This window comes from Ralstonia sp. UNC404CL21Col, from assembly GCF_000620465.1.
Classification (GTDB): Bacteria; Pseudomonadota; Gammaproteobacteria; order Burkholderiales; family Burkholderiaceae; genus Ralstonia; species Ralstonia flatus.
In genome coordinates this window covers 98,831-116,130 of the sequence record NZ_JIBE01000004.1, presented here as the reverse complement: position 1 = coordinate 116,130, position 17,300 = coordinate 98,831, and the positions used below count along the sequence as shown (strand labels likewise).

The 17,300-nt window shown below is 62.7% G+C and carries 11 protein-coding genes; 6 read left to right on the top strand and 5 right to left on the bottom strand.

Going from position 1 to position 17,300, the window contains the following annotated elements; genetic code table 11:
• The first annotated feature begins 50 nt into the window (after positions 1-50).
• Positions 51-2,087, top strand: a complete 2,037-nt coding sequence (gene fliD, locus N511_RS0108760; RefSeq protein ID WP_027678948.1) for a flagellar filament capping protein FliD — start codon at positions 51-53, stop codon at positions 2,085-2,087.
• Between the two features lie 40 nt (positions 2,088-2,127).
• Here the strand turns inward: fliD and N511_RS0108755 are convergent, their stop codons facing one another.
• From N511_RS0108755 to N511_RS0108740, 5 genes are all read right to left on the bottom strand, one after another.
• Positions 2,128-2,403, bottom strand: coding sequence for a hypothetical protein (locus N511_RS0108755; protein WP_027678947.1), 276 nt, complete (start codon positions 2,401-2,403; stop codon positions 2,128-2,130).
• A 180-nt stretch (positions 2,404-2,583) separates the two neighbouring features.
• Positions 2,584-3,321 carry a hypothetical protein gene (locus tag N511_RS25225; protein ID WP_155954035.1) on the bottom strand — a complete coding sequence of 246 codons (738 nt, stop codon included), beginning with the start codon at positions 3,319-3,321 and terminating at the stop codon, positions 2,584-2,586.
• Entirely contained in the window at positions 3,318-5,603 is a 2,286-nt protein-coding gene (locus tag N511_RS23875; protein WP_051530858.1) for a M23 family metallopeptidase, read from the bottom strand. Before N511_RS23875 ends, N511_RS25225 begins: the two co-directional genes overlap by 4 nt.
• 18 nt (positions 5,604-5,621) lie before the next feature.
• Positions 5,622-8,471: a type VI secretion system Vgr family protein gene (locus tag N511_RS0108745; RefSeq protein ID WP_027678946.1), complete on the bottom strand. Its 2,850-nt coding sequence runs from the start codon at positions 8,469-8,471 to the stop codon at positions 5,622-5,624.
• Positions 8,472-8,620: 149 nt separating this feature from the next.
• Positions 8,621-9,388: a hypothetical protein gene (locus N511_RS0108740; protein WP_027678945.1), complete on the bottom strand. Its 768-nt coding sequence runs from the start codon at positions 9,386-9,388 to the stop codon at positions 8,621-8,623.
• Positions 9,389-9,649: 261 nt separating this feature from the next.
• On the opposite strand from N511_RS0108740, the gene N511_RS0108735 reads away from it, so the two are divergent.
• Genes N511_RS0108735 through tagF form a run of 5 tightly spaced genes read left to right on the top strand, consistent with a single transcriptional unit; the run spans position 9,650 to position 17,299 of the window.
• Positions 9,650-10,507, top strand: coding sequence for a M15 family metallopeptidase (locus N511_RS0108735; protein ID WP_027678944.1), 858 nt, complete (start codon positions 9,650-9,652; stop codon positions 10,505-10,507).
• A gap of 25 nt (positions 10,508-10,532) precedes the next feature.
• The gene (locus N511_RS0108730) at positions 10,533-10,802 is read left to right on the top strand and encodes a PAAR domain-containing protein (RefSeq protein WP_027678943.1); all 270 of its coding nucleotides are present in this window, start codon (positions 10,533-10,535) and stop codon (positions 10,800-10,802) included.
• An 11-nt stretch (positions 10,803-10,813) separates the two neighbouring features.
• The gene (locus N511_RS0108725; RefSeq protein ID WP_027678942.1) at positions 10,814-12,298 is read left to right on the top strand and encodes a hypothetical protein; all 1,485 of its coding nucleotides are present in this window, start codon (positions 10,814-10,816) and stop codon (positions 12,296-12,298) included.
• A gap of 58 nt (positions 12,299-12,356) precedes the next feature.
• Entirely contained in the window at positions 12,357-16,307 is a 3,951-nt protein-coding gene (gene tssM / locus N511_RS0108720; RefSeq protein ID WP_027678941.1) for a type VI secretion system membrane subunit TssM, read from the top strand.
• Positions 16,304-17,299, top strand: a complete 996-nt coding sequence (tagF, locus tag N511_RS0108715) for a type VI secretion system-associated protein TagF (protein ID WP_027678940.1) — start codon at positions 16,304-16,306, stop codon at positions 17,297-17,299. The genes tssM and tagF overlap by 4 nt, the downstream gene beginning before the upstream one ends.
• Position 17,300 lies beyond the last annotated feature (1 nt).

Below are 17,300 nucleotides of genomic sequence, written 5' to 3'. Positions count from 1 at the left end.
TGCCGTCACATTGTGGAGATTGTGAAGAAAGCGTTTGCGCGCGTCCGACCATGGCCACCTCCTCCACGAGCAACAACTACGTTCCGCCGATTTCCATTCCGGGCATCGGAACGAACATCGACGTCAACAACCTTGTTACGAAGCTGATGCAGGCGGAGAGCAAGGGCATGACGCTGCGGCAGACGCAGCAGAAGGCGTTTCAGACGCAGTTGTCGGCGGTCGGCTCGCTCAAAAGCGCGCTGTCGACCTTCCAGACGGCGATGGCCGCCCTGAACAACCCGGACACGTTTACCGGCAACAAGGCCAGCGGACACGACACCTCGATCCTCACGGCTTCGCTGTCCAACACGGCGCCGGCCGGCACGTATCAAGTCAACGTGACGCAGCTTGCGCAGGCGCAGGTACTGTCGGCCGCCGGGCAGACGTCGAGCAAGACGCCCATCGGCGGCGGCACGCCCACCACGCTCACCTTTTCATTCGGCAGCGTCTCGGGCGGCAGCTTTGCCAACGGCAAATACACCGGCGCCACCTTCACGCAGAACGGGAACCAGGCCGGCGGCTCGATCACCATCGACCCGTCGAACAACACGCTCGCCGGCATCCGCGACGCGATCAACAACGCCAACGTGGGTGTCTCGGCCAGCATCGTCAACGACGGCAGCGATTCGCCCTACCGGCTGGTGCTGACGTCCACCGCAGGCGGCGCCAATTCGGAAATGAAGATTGCCGTCTCGGGCGACTCGACACTGCAATCCCTGCTGAGCCACGATCCGGCCGGCACGCAGAACATGACGGAGGTCGCGACGGGCCGCAACGCCATGGCCACCGTCAACGGCATCAACGTGCAAAGCGCCACCAATACGCTGACGGACGTGGTAGATGGCACCTCGTTCACGCTGGCCAAGACGGGCAGCACGACGGTCACGGTCGGCAGCGACGCCGGCCAGGCCAGCCAGTCGGTGCTCAACTTCGTCAAGGCGTACAACGCGCTGCGCATCCAGCTGAACGCGCTGACCAAGTTCGACACCGCCAATCCGGCCAACAACGGCGCACTGGCCGGCGACGTCAGCACAAAGGCGATGATCAACCAGCTGACCGACGTGCTCGGCCAGGGCATCGGCAACGGCGCGTTCCAGTCGCTGGGCAGCATTGGCGTGACGATGGACAAGGAAGGCACGCTGTCGATTGACGACGCGAAGCTCACCGCCGCGCTCAAGAAATCGCCCAGCCAGGTGGCGGCGCTGTTTGCCGGCACGGGCACGGCGACGGATTCGCTGCTGAAGGTCTCTTCGTTTTCAACGACCACGCAAGCCGGCAGCTATGCCATCAACGTGACCCAGCTGGCAACGCAGGGTTCGCTCAAGGGCTCGGCGGCGGCCAATACGACCATTCAGAGCGGCGTGAACGACAGCCTGTCGGTCACGCTCAGCGGCATCACGACCAACATCCAGGTGCCGGCCGGCAGCTACACCGCGTCGAGCCTGGCTGCGCAGATCCAGAGCCAGATCAACGCCTCGCCCGACCTGCAGAGAGCCAAGGTGGAAGTCGCCATCGGTACCGATGCCAACGGCGTGCTGACGTTGACCGACAAGCAATACGGCTCGGTATCGACGGTGTCGGTGTCAGGGAATGGCGCCGCGTCGCTGCTGGGCGGCAGCCCAACGGCCACGGCCGGACGCGATGTACAAGGAACCATCAACGGCGCCGCCGCCACGGGTTCGGGCCAGAACCTGTACGGCGCCAGCGGTACGGCTGTGGATGGCCTGAGGGTGCAAGTGACGGGCGGTGCATTGGGGGACCGCGGCACCGTCACCGTGCAGCGCGGCTACGCGGCCCAACTGCACACCGTGTCGGGCAACTTGCTGTCGAACAACGGCATGGTGCAGAACGCCAGCGACGCACTCAACAGCTCCATCACCTCGCTCGGCAAGCAGATCGATCTGATGCAGAAGCAGCTCGACGCCAAGCAGGCGCTGTACTACGCGCAGTTCAATGCGCTGTCGAAGGTGGTGGCGAGTATGACGAATACGAGCAATTACCTGACGACGCAGTTGGCGATATTGCAGAAGCAGCGGACGGGGGGCTAAGGGCGCCCTGAGGGCGCGTCCGCCGCGGCCATCCGCTTGGTTACTGCTGCGGCTTTCCCCACAACGGATTCTTGCTATCCGATCCCAGCACTTGAGCGAGCACTTCTGCATCGCCATCGCTCGCCACCGGAGCACCCTTGCGCGCGCGGGTGACCTTGGCCCGCTTGCCGTGCTTCTTTGCGTGCACGGCCTTCTTGATTCCGTTTTGCGGGGCATTGCCTGATGCCGGCACGGTGGAGGTGTGCTGGGCGCAGATGCCTGCGGTCATCCAGGCGGTGGTGAGGAGGGCTACGGCGATTTTGTATTGCAGGTTCATTTGAGAGAGTGGGATAGTTTTATGGTTTTGGACACGACTATTTTTCAACTTTCGCAATAAACAGCGCCACGGAGAGTTCGAAAAAAACTACATGCCCAAGCCTGCAGAGCAGGGGGGCTACTCTCGCGAGCATTGAGTTCCAGAAAATCTCTTGCGCAGTTCCGCATCTGCGCGTAGCCCCTATTTATCTGCGAACCGGATCGTGGATAGCGAATCGCCTAACTCATAAAAAAAATGGTTAGTCAGCGCGAGCGGGTGATCGCCGTTCTCGGATGCGCCCATCAAAACGTGGCTTTCACTTATCGCACAGAATCTCAGCGAGGTTATTGACTTGGATTTCTTGGATGCCTTGTATCCAATTAAAAAACCCGACCAACCCTCTCCTGAGATTTCCTTGAACAAGAAATCCTGGCTTTTTTTAAGATTCGGTCGAGGAACCCACTTTCCTGCAGTAAGCGTTGCAGGACACCTTAGATCATTGCCTTGACGAATGTCATCCAAAGCCGGCGTACTCTCCAACTGTTGATAACCATCGCCACCAGACATGAGCTTGGAGAAATTCCCTGAGCTTTCACACATGAAGCCCATCCATTTGTCTCTATAGGATCCTTTTTTTTCAAAACCCCAAGATGACCCAAAACTAGTCTGGGCCTGAGATAAATATGCCTCCCCTCCCTTACTGAAGGAGGAGTAATAAATAATCAAATCCGGATCGTTGAAAATCACCATCTGACCCTGCGAAAGCCTGATGGAAAATTTGCAAGGGCCTAAGTCAACCTTGGGAGCAAGGGGTCCGCTTACCGTCAACACCTCTCCTGGAGCGTTTCCCACCGTGACGTCGGATTGAGCTTTACAGGAGATATGAAGCGACAACCCAATGATTGCGAATACGAATGCACGCACACTTACATAGCTCATTCCACTTCTCTCCGCTCGAAACCCTGAGGTATATCCCGAACAACACCATCAGTGTGTTCAAACACTGGGGTATCCAATAGCACTACTTGAGCGTTAGAAAATGCTTGGAAGCGCGCCTGGACCCCCCAGATTGCAGAATACGAGCTGGACGGGGAACCCGTATTCACAGTTCCCGCCACACTTCCAAATGCTTGGTTTTCATAGTAGTACCTGATCCCGTGGTCAGTATTAACTTGTCGCCTTATACTTTGCGGATTCAGCAAAAAATCATCTGCAGATTTTGATGCAGATGACCACACCCAATAAGCACCCGCACTATTAGCAGCATCAAACGCCTCAGCCACAGAATTTCTATTGTTTATCACATTCTGAGGAATATGCGTATTAGCATCACTGAGTGAGTTCGTCGGATCGGTCATCTGCTTCTTATTGTTCACGACGGGTCGATTGTTGTTGGCTGCTTGCGTGGCGGCCGCCAATGTACTCTCAACCTGCGCCGTGACAGGCTCACCCTTAAACTTCCAGTATTTGCAGTAATTTGCCGCATGAGTTAGCTGCAAAAATCCACGGCCATCCCAAGGCTTATACCAATATGGACTTCCCTCGTGGAACTTTTGATACCACTGCGTCTCCTGAGTCGCATTTCCAAAAAAGCATGCCTTGCGAATAGGCGTTCCAATACAGTATTTATTCAATGCTTTATTCAATGCCAGTCTTCTGTTTGCTGCATCGGATGTATTGCCGAGAAGCAACGTCGCACCGGACATATGAACGGGCTCCCATCGCCACACCGAACCATCTTTTCGCAAGGAATTCACCGGCAGAAGCTGCGTCAACTCAGACTTATGGAGCCAGCCACATTTCCTAAAGTGATAAATAATTTCCAACGGATGGAAATGCCACACCGATCGATCTAACCCGCCAGTCTGGCCCCAGAATGCTAACTTTTGGACATGGGTCTCGAACGACTGCCAGCTATCATCCGATTCAAGGGCCTCTCCTTGCTGCCGGAGTTTAGAGTATCGAGCCGCTAAATCCGTAGCATCCCATTCGCTGGGGTGCTTGACGATTAGATGCCGGAGTTTTTGCTGGCCAGCACCGATCGTGTCGTTGATCATGGCCAATGCATGCGGGTCGTCAACGAACGCGTCCGTCGGGCTTGCGAGCTGTCCTTCTTGGAACTTCTCCCACCCTTTCCAGTATGGAAAATCCGCATCGGAAAGCTTAACGATATCGGGTTCCGCCAAGTCTATGTACCCAACGTCAGTGTCGGTATAGCGCACCAACTGCCAGTTTTCGTTGATAGTGGTTGTCTCGCCGGACAAAATTCGACCGAAGCGCAACCACTCGAAGCCTACGCTCGGACAATCCTGATACAGCGCGGAAGCTAGTCGAAATAGCTCGTATTCGTAGTTAGCCTGCTCAATTGGGCTGCCAACTTGCTCACATACGCCGTTTTTCATCGCGTATGTTGTTGCAATACGCCGTCCTTTATCCAGTCGTACGGTCACAAAAAGTTGATCTAGAATAGTGCCAGCCTGCCCAAGGTCCAGCGGGAAATCGTGGTGCGGGTCGAAGACTATTCGATGCGGTTGACTGGCACGTGGATGTCGGTCAGTAAAGCTCTTCCCCGCAGGGATTATGAAATGCGCGTCGCCATAGAAATCGGCACTTGCCGTCTGATTTGTTGCGGTGGTGCTGTCCTTCCAGAATCGGCTTAGATGCTCGTCCGTGGTGAACACTTCAAAGTGCACGCGTCGATCAGTCTGTCCGTACTGAAGTCCGGGATAGCCCAGGATGTCTTTACGATAGACCCGGGCTTGCTTGCGTTGCGTTGCATTCGAAACCGGTGGTGATTTGGCATCAGGCCCGATGGCCGCTGCCTGTTGAAAAAGCTGCGGAAGGCTAGAGATTTGATCGGCCGTCAATGCATCACGGCTCGCAAGGTGCATATAAAGCGAGTAGAAGACAACGGGCGTGTTCTCTCCGGTCTCCGTCTCATGCTTGATCAAAACGAAGCTGGTGTCATACGGCTGATTTTGGTACTGCTCGCTTGCCTGCGCCTGCCGATAGGCGACGATCATTCCATCCGCAATTGCACGGATCGGCGTGGCGTTCGTCGCCTCCAGGTGCAAGCCACCGTGCCATACCTTGTATTGCCCGATCGTATTGGCCGGGTACTGACCGGCGGGGCTTGTAGCACGCGCTAGCATACGAGCCAGCACAGTTTCCTCAGTATCGTTCGCCTGCGGCGTTTCCAGAATGGGGTAGCTGATCAGCATGAAAGCAGAGCAAGAGAATCAGGAAAACGGGAACGCGCCCTTGAGGTTGAAGGGAGACTGCGGGAAGTTAGGCAAGCTATAGCTGGTTCCTTGAGGCCCCTGAAACACCCGCTGCGCCGCCTTATACGTAATCGGCCCCGCACACTCCACAGTGATATTCCCACCTTCGAGCGTGATCGACGCCCCGCCGGCCGTGGCGATGCGGATGCGCTTGGCGGCCGCAAAATCCACGTTCATATTGGCCGACACCAGCTTCAGATCCTGCTTGGCCATCAGCTTGAGCACGTCGTGCTGGGCTTGCACGTCGATGTTGTCTTGCCCTGCGGTGAGTTGCAGGCCGATGTTGTTGTCGCCCGCCTTGGACAAGCCTGCAGCCACGCCGATCGCCTGGCCGGCGTGCATGCGCGCCTGCTTGCCGACGGCGAGGTTGGTGTCCTGGCCGCTGCCCAGCGCGATGCTCTCGCCGTTGGCGAGCTGCAGGTCTTGCCCCGCCACCATGACGAGGCCCGCGCGGCCCGCCAAGTGCGCGATGGCCTCGCCCTGATGCGGCACCTTGCCTTGCGTCGCCGTGTTGCCGGCGCTGGCGTCCTGCTTGGCGGCGTCGAGCGCCTTGCCGTCGACCATGCCGGCCACCGCCTTGGCTTGCTTGGCCAACGGGGCATCGTCGTTCTTGGCGGTGTCCAGCGCGGCGGTCTGATGCGTGACCGCCCCTTGCCCGAGCGATGACGTCAATTCCTTGGCCTGCTTGATCAGCGCAATGCCGGCAGCGTTGTCGCCGGTGGGCACGGCTTTGCCGCTGCTGGCGTCGCGGTAGGTGGTCAGCAGCAGGCCGGCCTGGCCGCGCACGGCGGCGTGGCCATCGGTGCGCAGCTCGAAGCCCTGGCCGCGAAAGCTGCCACGCCGGTTGTCTTGCTGATGGACGAGATGCCCGAGGTTGAGCTGGCTGAATTGCTGCGTGGTGGCGAGTTGCGTGCGCAACTGGCCGTCGCTGTCGTCGAAGACGAGGTGGTTGTAACCGCTGCCGCCATGTTCCGCGCTCTTGAAGCCGGTGTGGGCGGCGGCGTTGCGGTGGCCTTCGGCTTCGGTGCCCATGCCGTGCCAGGCGGGGCTGTGGCCGCCGGCCACGTTGCCTTGCGCACTCGCGGCGCTGTCGCTGCCTTGCTTGTAGAGGGCTGTGCCGTCGCTTTGGTCGGATGCGCCCTGCCCGCCCGGCGTGGGCGCGATGCCGGCCTCGCCCTGGCCGTTGTACAGCGAGCCGATCACGACGGGTTGGTCGATGTCGTCTTCGCTGAACTTGACGAGCACTTCCTGCCCGATGCGCGGCAGCCATTGCCAGCCCATGCCGGAACCGGCCTGCCGCTGTGCGACGCGCACCCAGCGGCTGCTGCGGTCATCCGCGCGCTCGCCTTGTTGCCAGGGAAAGCGCACGCGGATTTCGCCTGCGGGGCTGGCATGATGCTCGCCGTCTCCGCCGGCTTGCGTCTGGCCGTCAGGGCCGACCACGATGGCGCTGTGTACGCCTTGCGCGGTGGGCGCCGCGTAGAGACGGCCGCAATCGGGTTCAGTCACGGCCGGGCGCCAGGGCCGGCGTGCGTCACTGGCGCGGAACAGGCCAGCGTAGCCGTGCGTCCGCGCTGCTTTGAGCAGATCGCCAGTCGGCGTGCTGCGATCCACGGGGCCTTCTGCTTCCTGAAAACCAAAAACGCCCGGGCCGGATTCCGGCGCGCTGGGCGGCGTATCGAATGCCAGCGCGGCATCGAGCCCGCCCAAACGCTGGTTGAGCGCGTTGTGCGTATCGACGGTCAGGTTGTTGATGCCGCAGTGCTCGACCAGATCCATCAGCAGCGGATAGGCGCCTTCCACGTCTTGCGGCAGGTGCGGGCAATCCACTACCTGCAGGCGCGTTCCGCTGCGAAGTGTGCGCACGGTGCCGCGCCCTGAAAACAACAGCGCGCGCGCTTCCAGGCTTTCCATGACCTGCTCGGCAATGCGCTGGGCATTGGCGGAATCCGGTGCGAGCGATGGGCTGATCGACAGATACGCATCCGGGCTGCCCGCGCTGGTGGCAAAACGTGCAGGGGCGTGGGCGCGAGCGTTCTGCTTGCCTTCCGGGTCCCACGCGGCCACCGCCACGCCGCCCACCGTCGTGCGGCTGTGGCAGGCGAGTTGCTGGATGGCGTCGCGCTCTTCCAGGCTGTGCGCGCGGTGGAAACGGATACCGCCTCCCGATGCGGACTCCGCATCTTCCGGCAGCTGCGTGCTGTCGGCAAAAATCACCAGCGTGTGGCCGCCGTGCGCCTGGTCGTCTTCCACCGTGGTGAAGCCGAGCCCCGCTTCGGCCAGCAGCCGCGTGACGAAGTGGTAGTCGGTCTCGCGAAACTGGGCGATGTGCGCGCGTGTACCGAATTCGCTCATGCGTGCTTCGGCACCAGCCGCGTAGCGCCACGAGGCGTACGGCTCGTACGGCGACAGCATCTGCTCAATGATGTCGGCGAGCGGCCGATTCTGGAACACCTGGCTGTGGCGCTGCTGCGTGGTCAGCCAGAACCACGGCACCACCGTCAGGCGGTAGCGCGTGAGGCTGCCGTCCGCACCGAGTTTCTCGGCCAGGCGAATCAGGCCCGTGCGCTTGGTCTGCGTGCCATCGGCCAGCGTCGTGACCAGCGTGACCCGCTGGCCGAGCAATGATTTGAGTGCGATGCGCGCATTGGCGCTCACGGCCACCACGCGCCACTCAAACAGATCGGACAGCGCCTCGCGACCAAGCCAGGCTTCCACCGCAAGGTCCGCAAGCGGCCCTTCGCCTTCAAGCGTATAGAGGCGGCGCGTGGGTGCGAAGAGGTTCTGAAGAAGGGTCGTGGCGTCCATTCGCTGTCCGGTGCTGCAACGCGTGGCGTATCACGGACGATTTTCGTGAGACCAGCGCGGGCATTTACGAGGCAGCGCAATGTCGGGCATCGCACTTGCCTCCGCTCAATTACCCGATTGTAAAAACGACCAACCGGATAGCCGGGCGGCTATTGCCCTTTGTAAGTGGGTGAATTGGCGGCCTTATTGGCAGCATTCTGTGGCGCAAGCAATGCGGCCAGCAGGTCGGCATCAGGATCATCGGGCGCCAATGTGCCTTTTCGGTTCTTGGCAGTTTTGGCAGTGGATTGCGCCTTGGATTTGGTCGGCTGCTGCAACGCCTTAAATGGCGTGTTGGTCGATTTGGCGACGAGCTTGGCAGTTGCCGTCTTGCCTTCCTCGGTATCGGCCGTGGTGCTGCCGGACTTTGCCGCCACGGCATGCGCGGCCGGCGTTGCGTCATGCGCGTCTTTGGCGGGCACGCTGGCAACCGGCGTCTTCTCGCTCTTATCGCCCTTCTCGTTTGCGTGGTCTTCGCCCGGCGCGACGTTGACGATGGTGGCGGCCTGCGCTTCTGCCACAGGCTCGCTCGCGGAGGCAACCGGCGCCGCAGCGGCCGTGTGAGCGGCTTCCGCGGCCGCAGCTTGTGTGGACGCAGCCGGTTGCGCGGCTGCAGGCGTGGCCTGCTCTGCCACCTGCGCGGGCGCAGATTCGCCGCTCGGATTCAGCAGGACCCACGCGCCGATACCGGCGGCCAGCACGACAACCGCCGCCGCAACGCCATAGCGCTGCCCCGACTTTTTCGGTGCCTTGCCGTTGGCCGCAACGCGGCCCTCCAGGCTCGCAAGAATGCGCGTATGCCCGGCCTCATCGGTCTCGGATTCAGAATTGAAGAGCGTTGGAGGCCCTTCTTGTTTCAAATCGCCGTTATTACTCATCACGGGTCCAGAATTGAAATAGAATGCGCGGCGAACGTATGGATTACAAACAAGCGCCGATTCCGGTGGTGGCTGCTGATTCTAAGTCTGGCCTTGCTGAAAGACAAATGATTGGCGCAGGTTGCGGTATTTTCTTTATCGTTTCTTAATATTTCCGTGTAGCGGGCGCTGGATTATTACCGTTTATTAATAATTTAGCGTTGTAAATACAGATATAAATCTGGATGAATTGACGTAGGCGCGCACGCTCCGCAGGTCGGTATGGTTTTTGTCGCTCTGGTTCTCTACTTCGTTGCCATGGTGGTGGTGGCTGCCGTGCTGCTGCTGCCGTCGGTACGGCAGCGCTGCGCGGCGTTGCTGCGTGCGCAGTGGCAGCGCGTGAGCACGGGGGCTGCGGTGGTGGGCGCGCGCTCCGCAGGGTCGTTGCGCGAGTCGGTGGACAACGCAACGTCCGGGGTGTCGGCGTTCAAGCAGTTCGTGGTACGGCGGCGGATGTTGCTGCTCGGTGCGCTCGGTGTGCTGTCGGTGCCGCCCATGCTGGCGCTGGCGCTGCGCGAGCAGCAGTCGTTCGAGTTCGATGACGACCAGGTGCGCGAGCCGGATCCGCACATCTCGGCATTGCTCAACGGTGAACGGCTGATCCCGCCGCCGCCCCTGCCGCCCGAGGTGTTCACCACGCGTGAAGTCGAGCAGATCCGCCCGGCCATCCGCGATGCGAGCCGCGACTGGAACCTGCTCGACGCGGATTTCCGTCAGCGCCTGCTGCTGGTCTACAAGATCATGCGCGACGAACACGGTTACGAGATGGCGCTGCTCGAAGGCTACCGAAGCCCCGAGCGGCAAGTGAAGCTGGCGGCGATGGGCAGCAATGTCACGCAGGCCACGGCGTTCCAGAGCTATCACCAGTACGGCCTGGCGGCAGACAGCGCGTTCTTCCGCGAGGGCAAGCTGGTCATCAGCGAGAAAGACCCGTGGGCGATGCGCGGCTACGAGCTGTACGGCCAGACAGCGGAATCGGTCGGCCTCGTGTGGGGCGGCCGCTGGAAGATGATGGATCTGGGCCACGTCGAGCTGCGCCGCAAGGGCGTGCTCGGCAAGCAGCCCGCACCAAGGCAATGACGAAAGGACACATGGGGAGCATGCAATGACACGGCCCTTCATCCTGCTGGGTGACAAGACGGACCACGGCGGCGTGGTGATCACCGCGTCGGGCAACACAAGCACCGGCGGCAAGGGCATCGCCTGCGTGGGCGACAAGGTGACGTGCCCGAAGACAGGCCACGGCGGTACGACCGTCATCGTGACGGGCGACCCGAACGTCATCATCGACGGCAAGCAGGCGGCGCGCCACGGCGACAAAACCGCCTGCGGCGCCACGCTCCTGTCCAGCCAGGGCAACACCGGCAGCATCTGAACGCGCACGACATGGTTGCAAGACTCTTCCGGTCCGGGCTGACGCTGCTCGCTGTCTTCGTGGTGGTGTGGATTGCCGTCATCGTGTGGTGGCAGTCCGCCAACCGCATGCCGACCACCGGCGACATCCTGACCTACCTGCTGTTGCTGCCGGTCGGCATGATCGTCGGCTATTGGGTCATCAAGCGCGCGCTGGACGGCATTCGCTCCAATGTGGTCGCGGGCCGCGAGCTGGCGGCGGCCACGCCGGCCGCAACAGGCACCGATGCCAAAACCGCCGACCCGCAAGACGCCACGCGCCAATGGCGCGCCGTGCTGCTCGCCAGCGCCCTGCGTGCGCCTGCCGGCGGCGATGCCGCTTCAGTGGTGGAGGCCGTGCAGGCCAATACGCAACCCGGGTTGACCGATGTGCAAGGCTTCGGCCAGCCGATCTTTGCTGCGCAAGTGGAAGGCATCGACATCGAAGACCTGCGTGCCGAACTGGCAGAGCAACATCCGGATGTCGACTGGCTGGACGAACGCCTGCGCGCCCTGTCGCTGGCCGGCCAGGTGGCCGAAGAACTCGCGGCACACGCCGTTGCGCAAGCCCCGGAAACAACGGAGCCGGACACCACGCGGCTGATCATCACTGCACTGCTCCCCCGCGAGTGGACACCGCAGCATCAAGCCGCCGCCGATGGCTGGCTGCGCCGCCGCATCGCGTTGATCTGGCCGGCAGACCGTTTGACGCTGGAGCCCATCACCGCCAAGGGCGATGCCGATGCGCTGCTGTTGCTCGATCGCGCCACGCAAGGCGTCAACCGCGCCAGCGACGAGCGCGTGCTGCGCATGGTGGTGGTGGCGGATTCGCTGGTGGGCCCCAGCGCGGTCGAACAACTGATGCAGCATGAACAGTTGTTCGAAACCAATCGGCAGCATGGCCGCGTGCCGGGCGAAGCCGCTGCGGGCGTGCTGCTGTGCGCGCCGACGATGGCGCAGAGCCTGCTGCCACCCACGCTGGACGGCGACGCCGCGGCAACGGAGGCGTTCACGATCACGCGCGCCGGCGTGGCGCGGCTGGAATCGCCGACACCCGATCGCGGCCAGCCGCAATTGCAGGCGCTGGGCGACGCCGTGGGCCACGTACTCGACACCTTGGCCGCCGCACCGGTCAAGGCCAAGCAGGACGCAGCGCCCGCTGAGAAGGCCGAAACCGCCGAGGGCAGTTCAGCTGCCGAACCCATCACCGTGGCCGGCGTCGTTTCAGACACCGGCATGCACCCCGTGCGCACCGTCGAAGTGGCACGCGTGTTTTCCGAACGTTTCCCCGCGCTGGACCTTGCCGCAGATCTGCTGCCCGTCGGCACGCCGTGCGGCTATGTAGGCGCTGCGGGCCCGCTGCTGTCGGTGGTGGTGGCGCACCAGTTGAGCCAGCAGACCGGCAAGCCGGTGCTGGCCATTACCGCCAACGACATCCAGCAGCGCGGCGCCATCGCGGTGGTGCCCAGCCTGACCTGACCTTGTTCCAGATTTCGATTTCGATTCCGATTCCGTCTGTTCCCGAGCCGAAGGCAACATGCAACGCTTCCTGAACTTCCTGACCAACTCACGCACGCTATCGATTCTTGGCGTGATCGTGCTGACCATCTTCCTGCTGCTGATGGCGCAGACCTTCGAGGTTGGCCTGGTCTGGGTCGGCATCGCGCTGGGCGTGCTGCTCGCGCTGTGGCTGCTGACGTATCTCTGGAAGCGCTGGCGCGCGCGTCAGGCCAGCAACAAGCTGGAAGGCGTGCTGGAACAGGCCGCTGCCGACAAAACCGCCACGCCAGACAAGCGCGAAGAAGTGGAAGCCCTGCGCGTGCGCCTGGCAGAAGCCGTCAAGACCATCAAGCGCTCCAAGCTCGGGCAGATGTCGGGCAGCGCAGCGCTGTACGAGCTGCCCTGGTACATCGTGATCGGCAACCCGGCGGCGGGCAAAAGTACGGCCGTGCTCAATTCCGGCCTGCAGTTTCCGTTTGCCGACAAGGGCGGCGCGGTCATCCAGGGCATCGGCGGCACGCGTAACTGCGACTGGTTCTTCACCACCGAAGGCATCCTGCTTGACACGGCCGGTCGTTACTCCGTGCACGAAGAAGACCGCCGCGAGTGGCTCGGCTTCCTCGACCTGCTCAAGCGCTATCGCCCCAAGGCGCCCATCAACGGCATCGTCGTGACGGTGAGCGTGTCGGAACTCACGCAAAACCGCCCCGAATTCGCCATCAACCTGGCCAAGAACCTGCGCCAGCGCGTGCAGGAACTGACCGAACGCCTGGAAGTATTTGCCCCGGTGTACGTGATGTTCACGAAGGCCGACCTGATCACTGGCTTCACCGAGTTCTTTGGCGACAGCGAGAAGCAGGAGCGCGACCGCGTCTGGGGTGCCACCCTGCCCTTCGAGCCCGATTCGAAGCCCGACGTGGCCGCCGTGTTCGACCAGCGCTTTGACGAGCTGTGCGACGGGCTGAAGGAGATCAGCGTGGCGCAGATCGCGCTGCACCGGAACAACAAGCTCTCGCCGGGGCTGCTGAGCTTCCCGCTGGAGTTTGCGTCGATCAAGCCGACGCTACGTGCGTTCCTGATGACGTTGTTCGATGAGAACCCGTTCCAGTACAAGCCGGTGTTCCGCGGCTTCTACTTCACCAGCGCGCTGCAGGAAGGCGCCACCAACAGCGTGTCGGCCGAGCGCATTGCGCGCCGCTTTGGCCTGTCGACCGACGGCGCCGCACGCACGCGAGAGGTGTTCTCCAAGAACGGCTTCTTCCTGCGCGACCTGTTCTCGAAGGTGATCTTTGCCGACAAGCAGACCGTGCGGCAGTTCGCCAGCCCCGCCAAGACGCGCCTGCGCATCGCTACGTTCTTTGCGCTGGTGCTGGCGCTGGGCGTGATGCTCGGCGGCTGGACGTGGTCGTACATGGGCAACCGCACGCTGACGGCCAACGTGCAAGCTGACCTCGACAAGATCGTGAAGATGCAGCAGAACCGGGTGGACCTGCAGGCCCGCCTGGAGGCACTCGACATTCTGCAAGACCGGATCGAACAGCTCGACCGGTATCGCAACGACCATCCCCTCGCGCTGTCGCTCGGCCTCTACCAGGGCGACACGCTGCAGCATAAGCTGCTCGACGAGTACTACAACGGCCTGCGCCAGGTCATGCTCAAGCCGGTCGGCGGTGCGATCGAAACCTTCCTCGCAGAGGTCAACGCGCATCCGGATCAGCTCGCCCCGATGGTGCGTCCGCCGGAAACCGGCGCGGTGATGACCACATCCGTGACGACGGCTACCGCCACCGTGGGCGGCGTGTCGGGTGCCTCGGGTGCAGCGGCCAACGCGCCTGCCGCGCCAAACCAGGCTACGGCGTCGACCGGTGCCAAGCGCTACACCGATGCCTCGCCCACCAACGTGGAAGACGGCTACAACGCGCTCAAGACCTACCTGATGCTGTCGGACAAGCGCCACGTGGAAGTCGCGCACCTGACCGATCAAGTGACGCGTTTCTGGCGCGGCTGGCTGGAAGACAACCGGGGCAACATGCCGCGCGAGCAGATGATCCGCTCGGCGGAGCGCAACCTGTCGTTCTTCCTGGCCCGCGTGAACGACGACAACTGGCCGCTGCTGGAAGGCAACCTCTCGCTGGTCGACCAGACGCGTGAGAACCTGCGCCGCGTGGTGCGCGGCATGCCCGCACGCGAACGCGCGTACGCCGAGATCAAGGCCCGCGCCTCCACGCGCTACGCCCCGATGACGGTCGCACGCATCGTCGGCGATACCGGTGCCGGCCTGGTTGCCGGCAGCTACGCCGTGCCCGGCACGTTCACCAAGGAAGCGTGGCTGGGCTACGTGCAGCCCGCCATCAAGGAAGCGGCCAACAAGGAACTGCAGACCAAGGACTGGGTGCTGAACGTTGCCGCGCGTGACGACCTCACGCTGGAAGGCAGCCCCGAGCAGATCCAGAAGGCGCTGGTCACGATGTACAAGACCGAATACGCGCGCGAATGGCAACGTTTCATGCAGGGCGTGGCGATCCAGGATTTCAGCAGCTTCGATCAGGCCGTCACCGGCATGAACCTGCTGGGCGACCCGACCAACTCGCCGATCCGCAAGGTGCTCGACACCGCGTATGAGCAGACGTCGTGGGACAACCCGTCGATGTTCAACGCCGGCCTGAAGCAGGCCAAGACCGGCGTGCTCGGCTGGTTCAAGCAGCTGTTTGCGCGCCAGACGCCGTCGCAGGTGAACGTCAACCTGGAGGTGGGAGGCAATGCCGATGCCGGCGCCATTCCGATGGGCCCGGTTGGCAAGGAGTTCTCGGGGCTGGCACGCGTGGTCGTCATGCGCGACGACAAGTCGCTGCTGCGCGGCTACATGGATTCGCTCTCCAAGGTGCGCACGCGCTTCAACCAGATCAAGAACCAGGGCGACCCGGGTCCGGGTGCGCGCCAGTTGATGCAGCAGACACTGGACGGCAACGGCTCCGAACTGGCCGACACGCTCAAGTACGTAGATGAGCAGATGCTGACCGGCATGACCGACAGCGAGCGCGCGACGCTGCGTCCGCTGCTGGTGCGTCCGCTGCTGCAGTCGTACGCGGTGGCGATTCGCCCGGCCACGACGGAAGTCAACAAGGTCTGGAACGCGCAGGTGTATCAGCCGTTCGCCACCACGCTGGCAGACAAGTACCCGTTTGCGCCCAACGCCAAGATCGAGGCCAGCGCGGCTGAGATCGGCCAAGTGTTCGGCCCGGACGGCGCGATCGCGAAGTTTGCCAGCACGACGATCGGTCCGCTTTCGGTGCGTCGTGGCGACATGATCGCCTCCCGGACGTGGGGCGACCTGGGCATCGCGTTTGTGCCCGAGTTCACCACGGGCTTCACGCGCTGGATCGCGCCGCTCACGGGCGGTGCTGCCGGCGGTGCTGGCGGTGCCGCAGCCGCAGCGCCGCAGACGGTGTTCCAGATCCTGCCGGTGCCGTCGCAAGGCGCCACCGAATACACGATCGAGATCGACGGGCAGCAACTGCGCTATCGCAACACACCGCCGCAGTGGGCCAACTTCGTGTGGCCGAATCCGCAGGGCACCCCGGGCGCCCGCGTGACGGCCACCACGTTTGACGGCCGCACGGTGGAGCTGCTCAACGAGCCGGGCCGCTTCGGCCTGGAACGCCTGATTGCGACGGCACAACGCAAGCGGCGTCCGGACGGCGCATTCGACCTGTCGTGGACGAAGGACAACCTGACGGTGTCGATCAGCCTGCGCATCATCAGCAGCCCGCAGGCCGGCGGCACGACAGCATCGGATTCGCCGCAGGGCCAAGGCCTGCGCGGCTTGCGCCTGCCGACGTCGATTGCCGATGCATCGGCGCCGCAGAACACCCTGACGCCGCCTGCCCCGGCAGCGCCCGCAGGCACGCCGCCTGCGGCGCAAGCGGCCGTGTCCACGCAGGCCGCACGCCACAACATCACGGAAGAGCAAGGAGGGACGGCGCAATGAGCCAGACCCAGTTGCAGCTTTCGTATTTCGGCAAGCTTCCGTCGCGCGGCGATTTCGTCAAAAGCGCCAACAACGTCCAGCTGCTCGACACGCTGGACCGCTGGCTGGCGCAAGGCATGGAATTGCTGGCCGAAGCCCCGGACTGGAAGACGACCTACGACAGTTGGAAGCCGGTGCAGTTTGCGTTTCTCGGCTCGCAGAGCAAGCTCGCCATTGCGGGCACGCTCATGGCCAGCAGCGATCTGTCGTCGCGCCGGTTTCCGTTCCTGACGGCGGCGGCCATGGAGGTCGAGCGCCCGATCAACTTCATCGCCCGCAGCCCGATTGCGCTCGCCCGGCTGTGGACGCGCGCCGGCCAGCAGATGCTCTCGCTCGGCACCGCCACCGACGCCACCGAAGGCCTGCGCCTGCTTGCCGAAGGGCAGCACGGTGTGGAGACCGGCACCGGCGGCACCAGCACGCAGTCGCACGACGCCAGTTTTTCGGATTTCATCGACTTCCAGACCGTTGCCGGCCTTGAGCAGATGCTGCGCGCTGAGGGCCACAACATCCGTCTGCGCCGCACCCTGCTCGCGCTTGGCACGCTGCTGCAACCCGTGATGGCCAATGGCTCGTCGCGGCTTGAGAAAGGGCTCACGCTGCCGCTGCCGGCAGACCCGCTCTATCGCAGCCTGGTCGCGAGTTTCTGGCTGGAGCTGGTGTCGCGCTTCCTGCAGCGGGCGGACTTCGAGCTGTCGCTGTTCCTGGGCGATATCAACGGCGCAGAGCGGCTCGTCATCGGCTTCAATGGCGCTTCGTCACGCACGTTGCACAGCGTCATGTCGCCGCTGGCGTATGCCGAACAGAACATCAACATCGACGATCCGGAATGGGTCGACCAGCACGTCAGCGGAGAGTACGGCTTGGCCAAGTTCGTGAGCTACCTGGATCAGCCGCAGCTGTCGCTGCGCGTGGCGGTCGATACCTTCCGCGAAGTCTTCATCGGAGAATGAA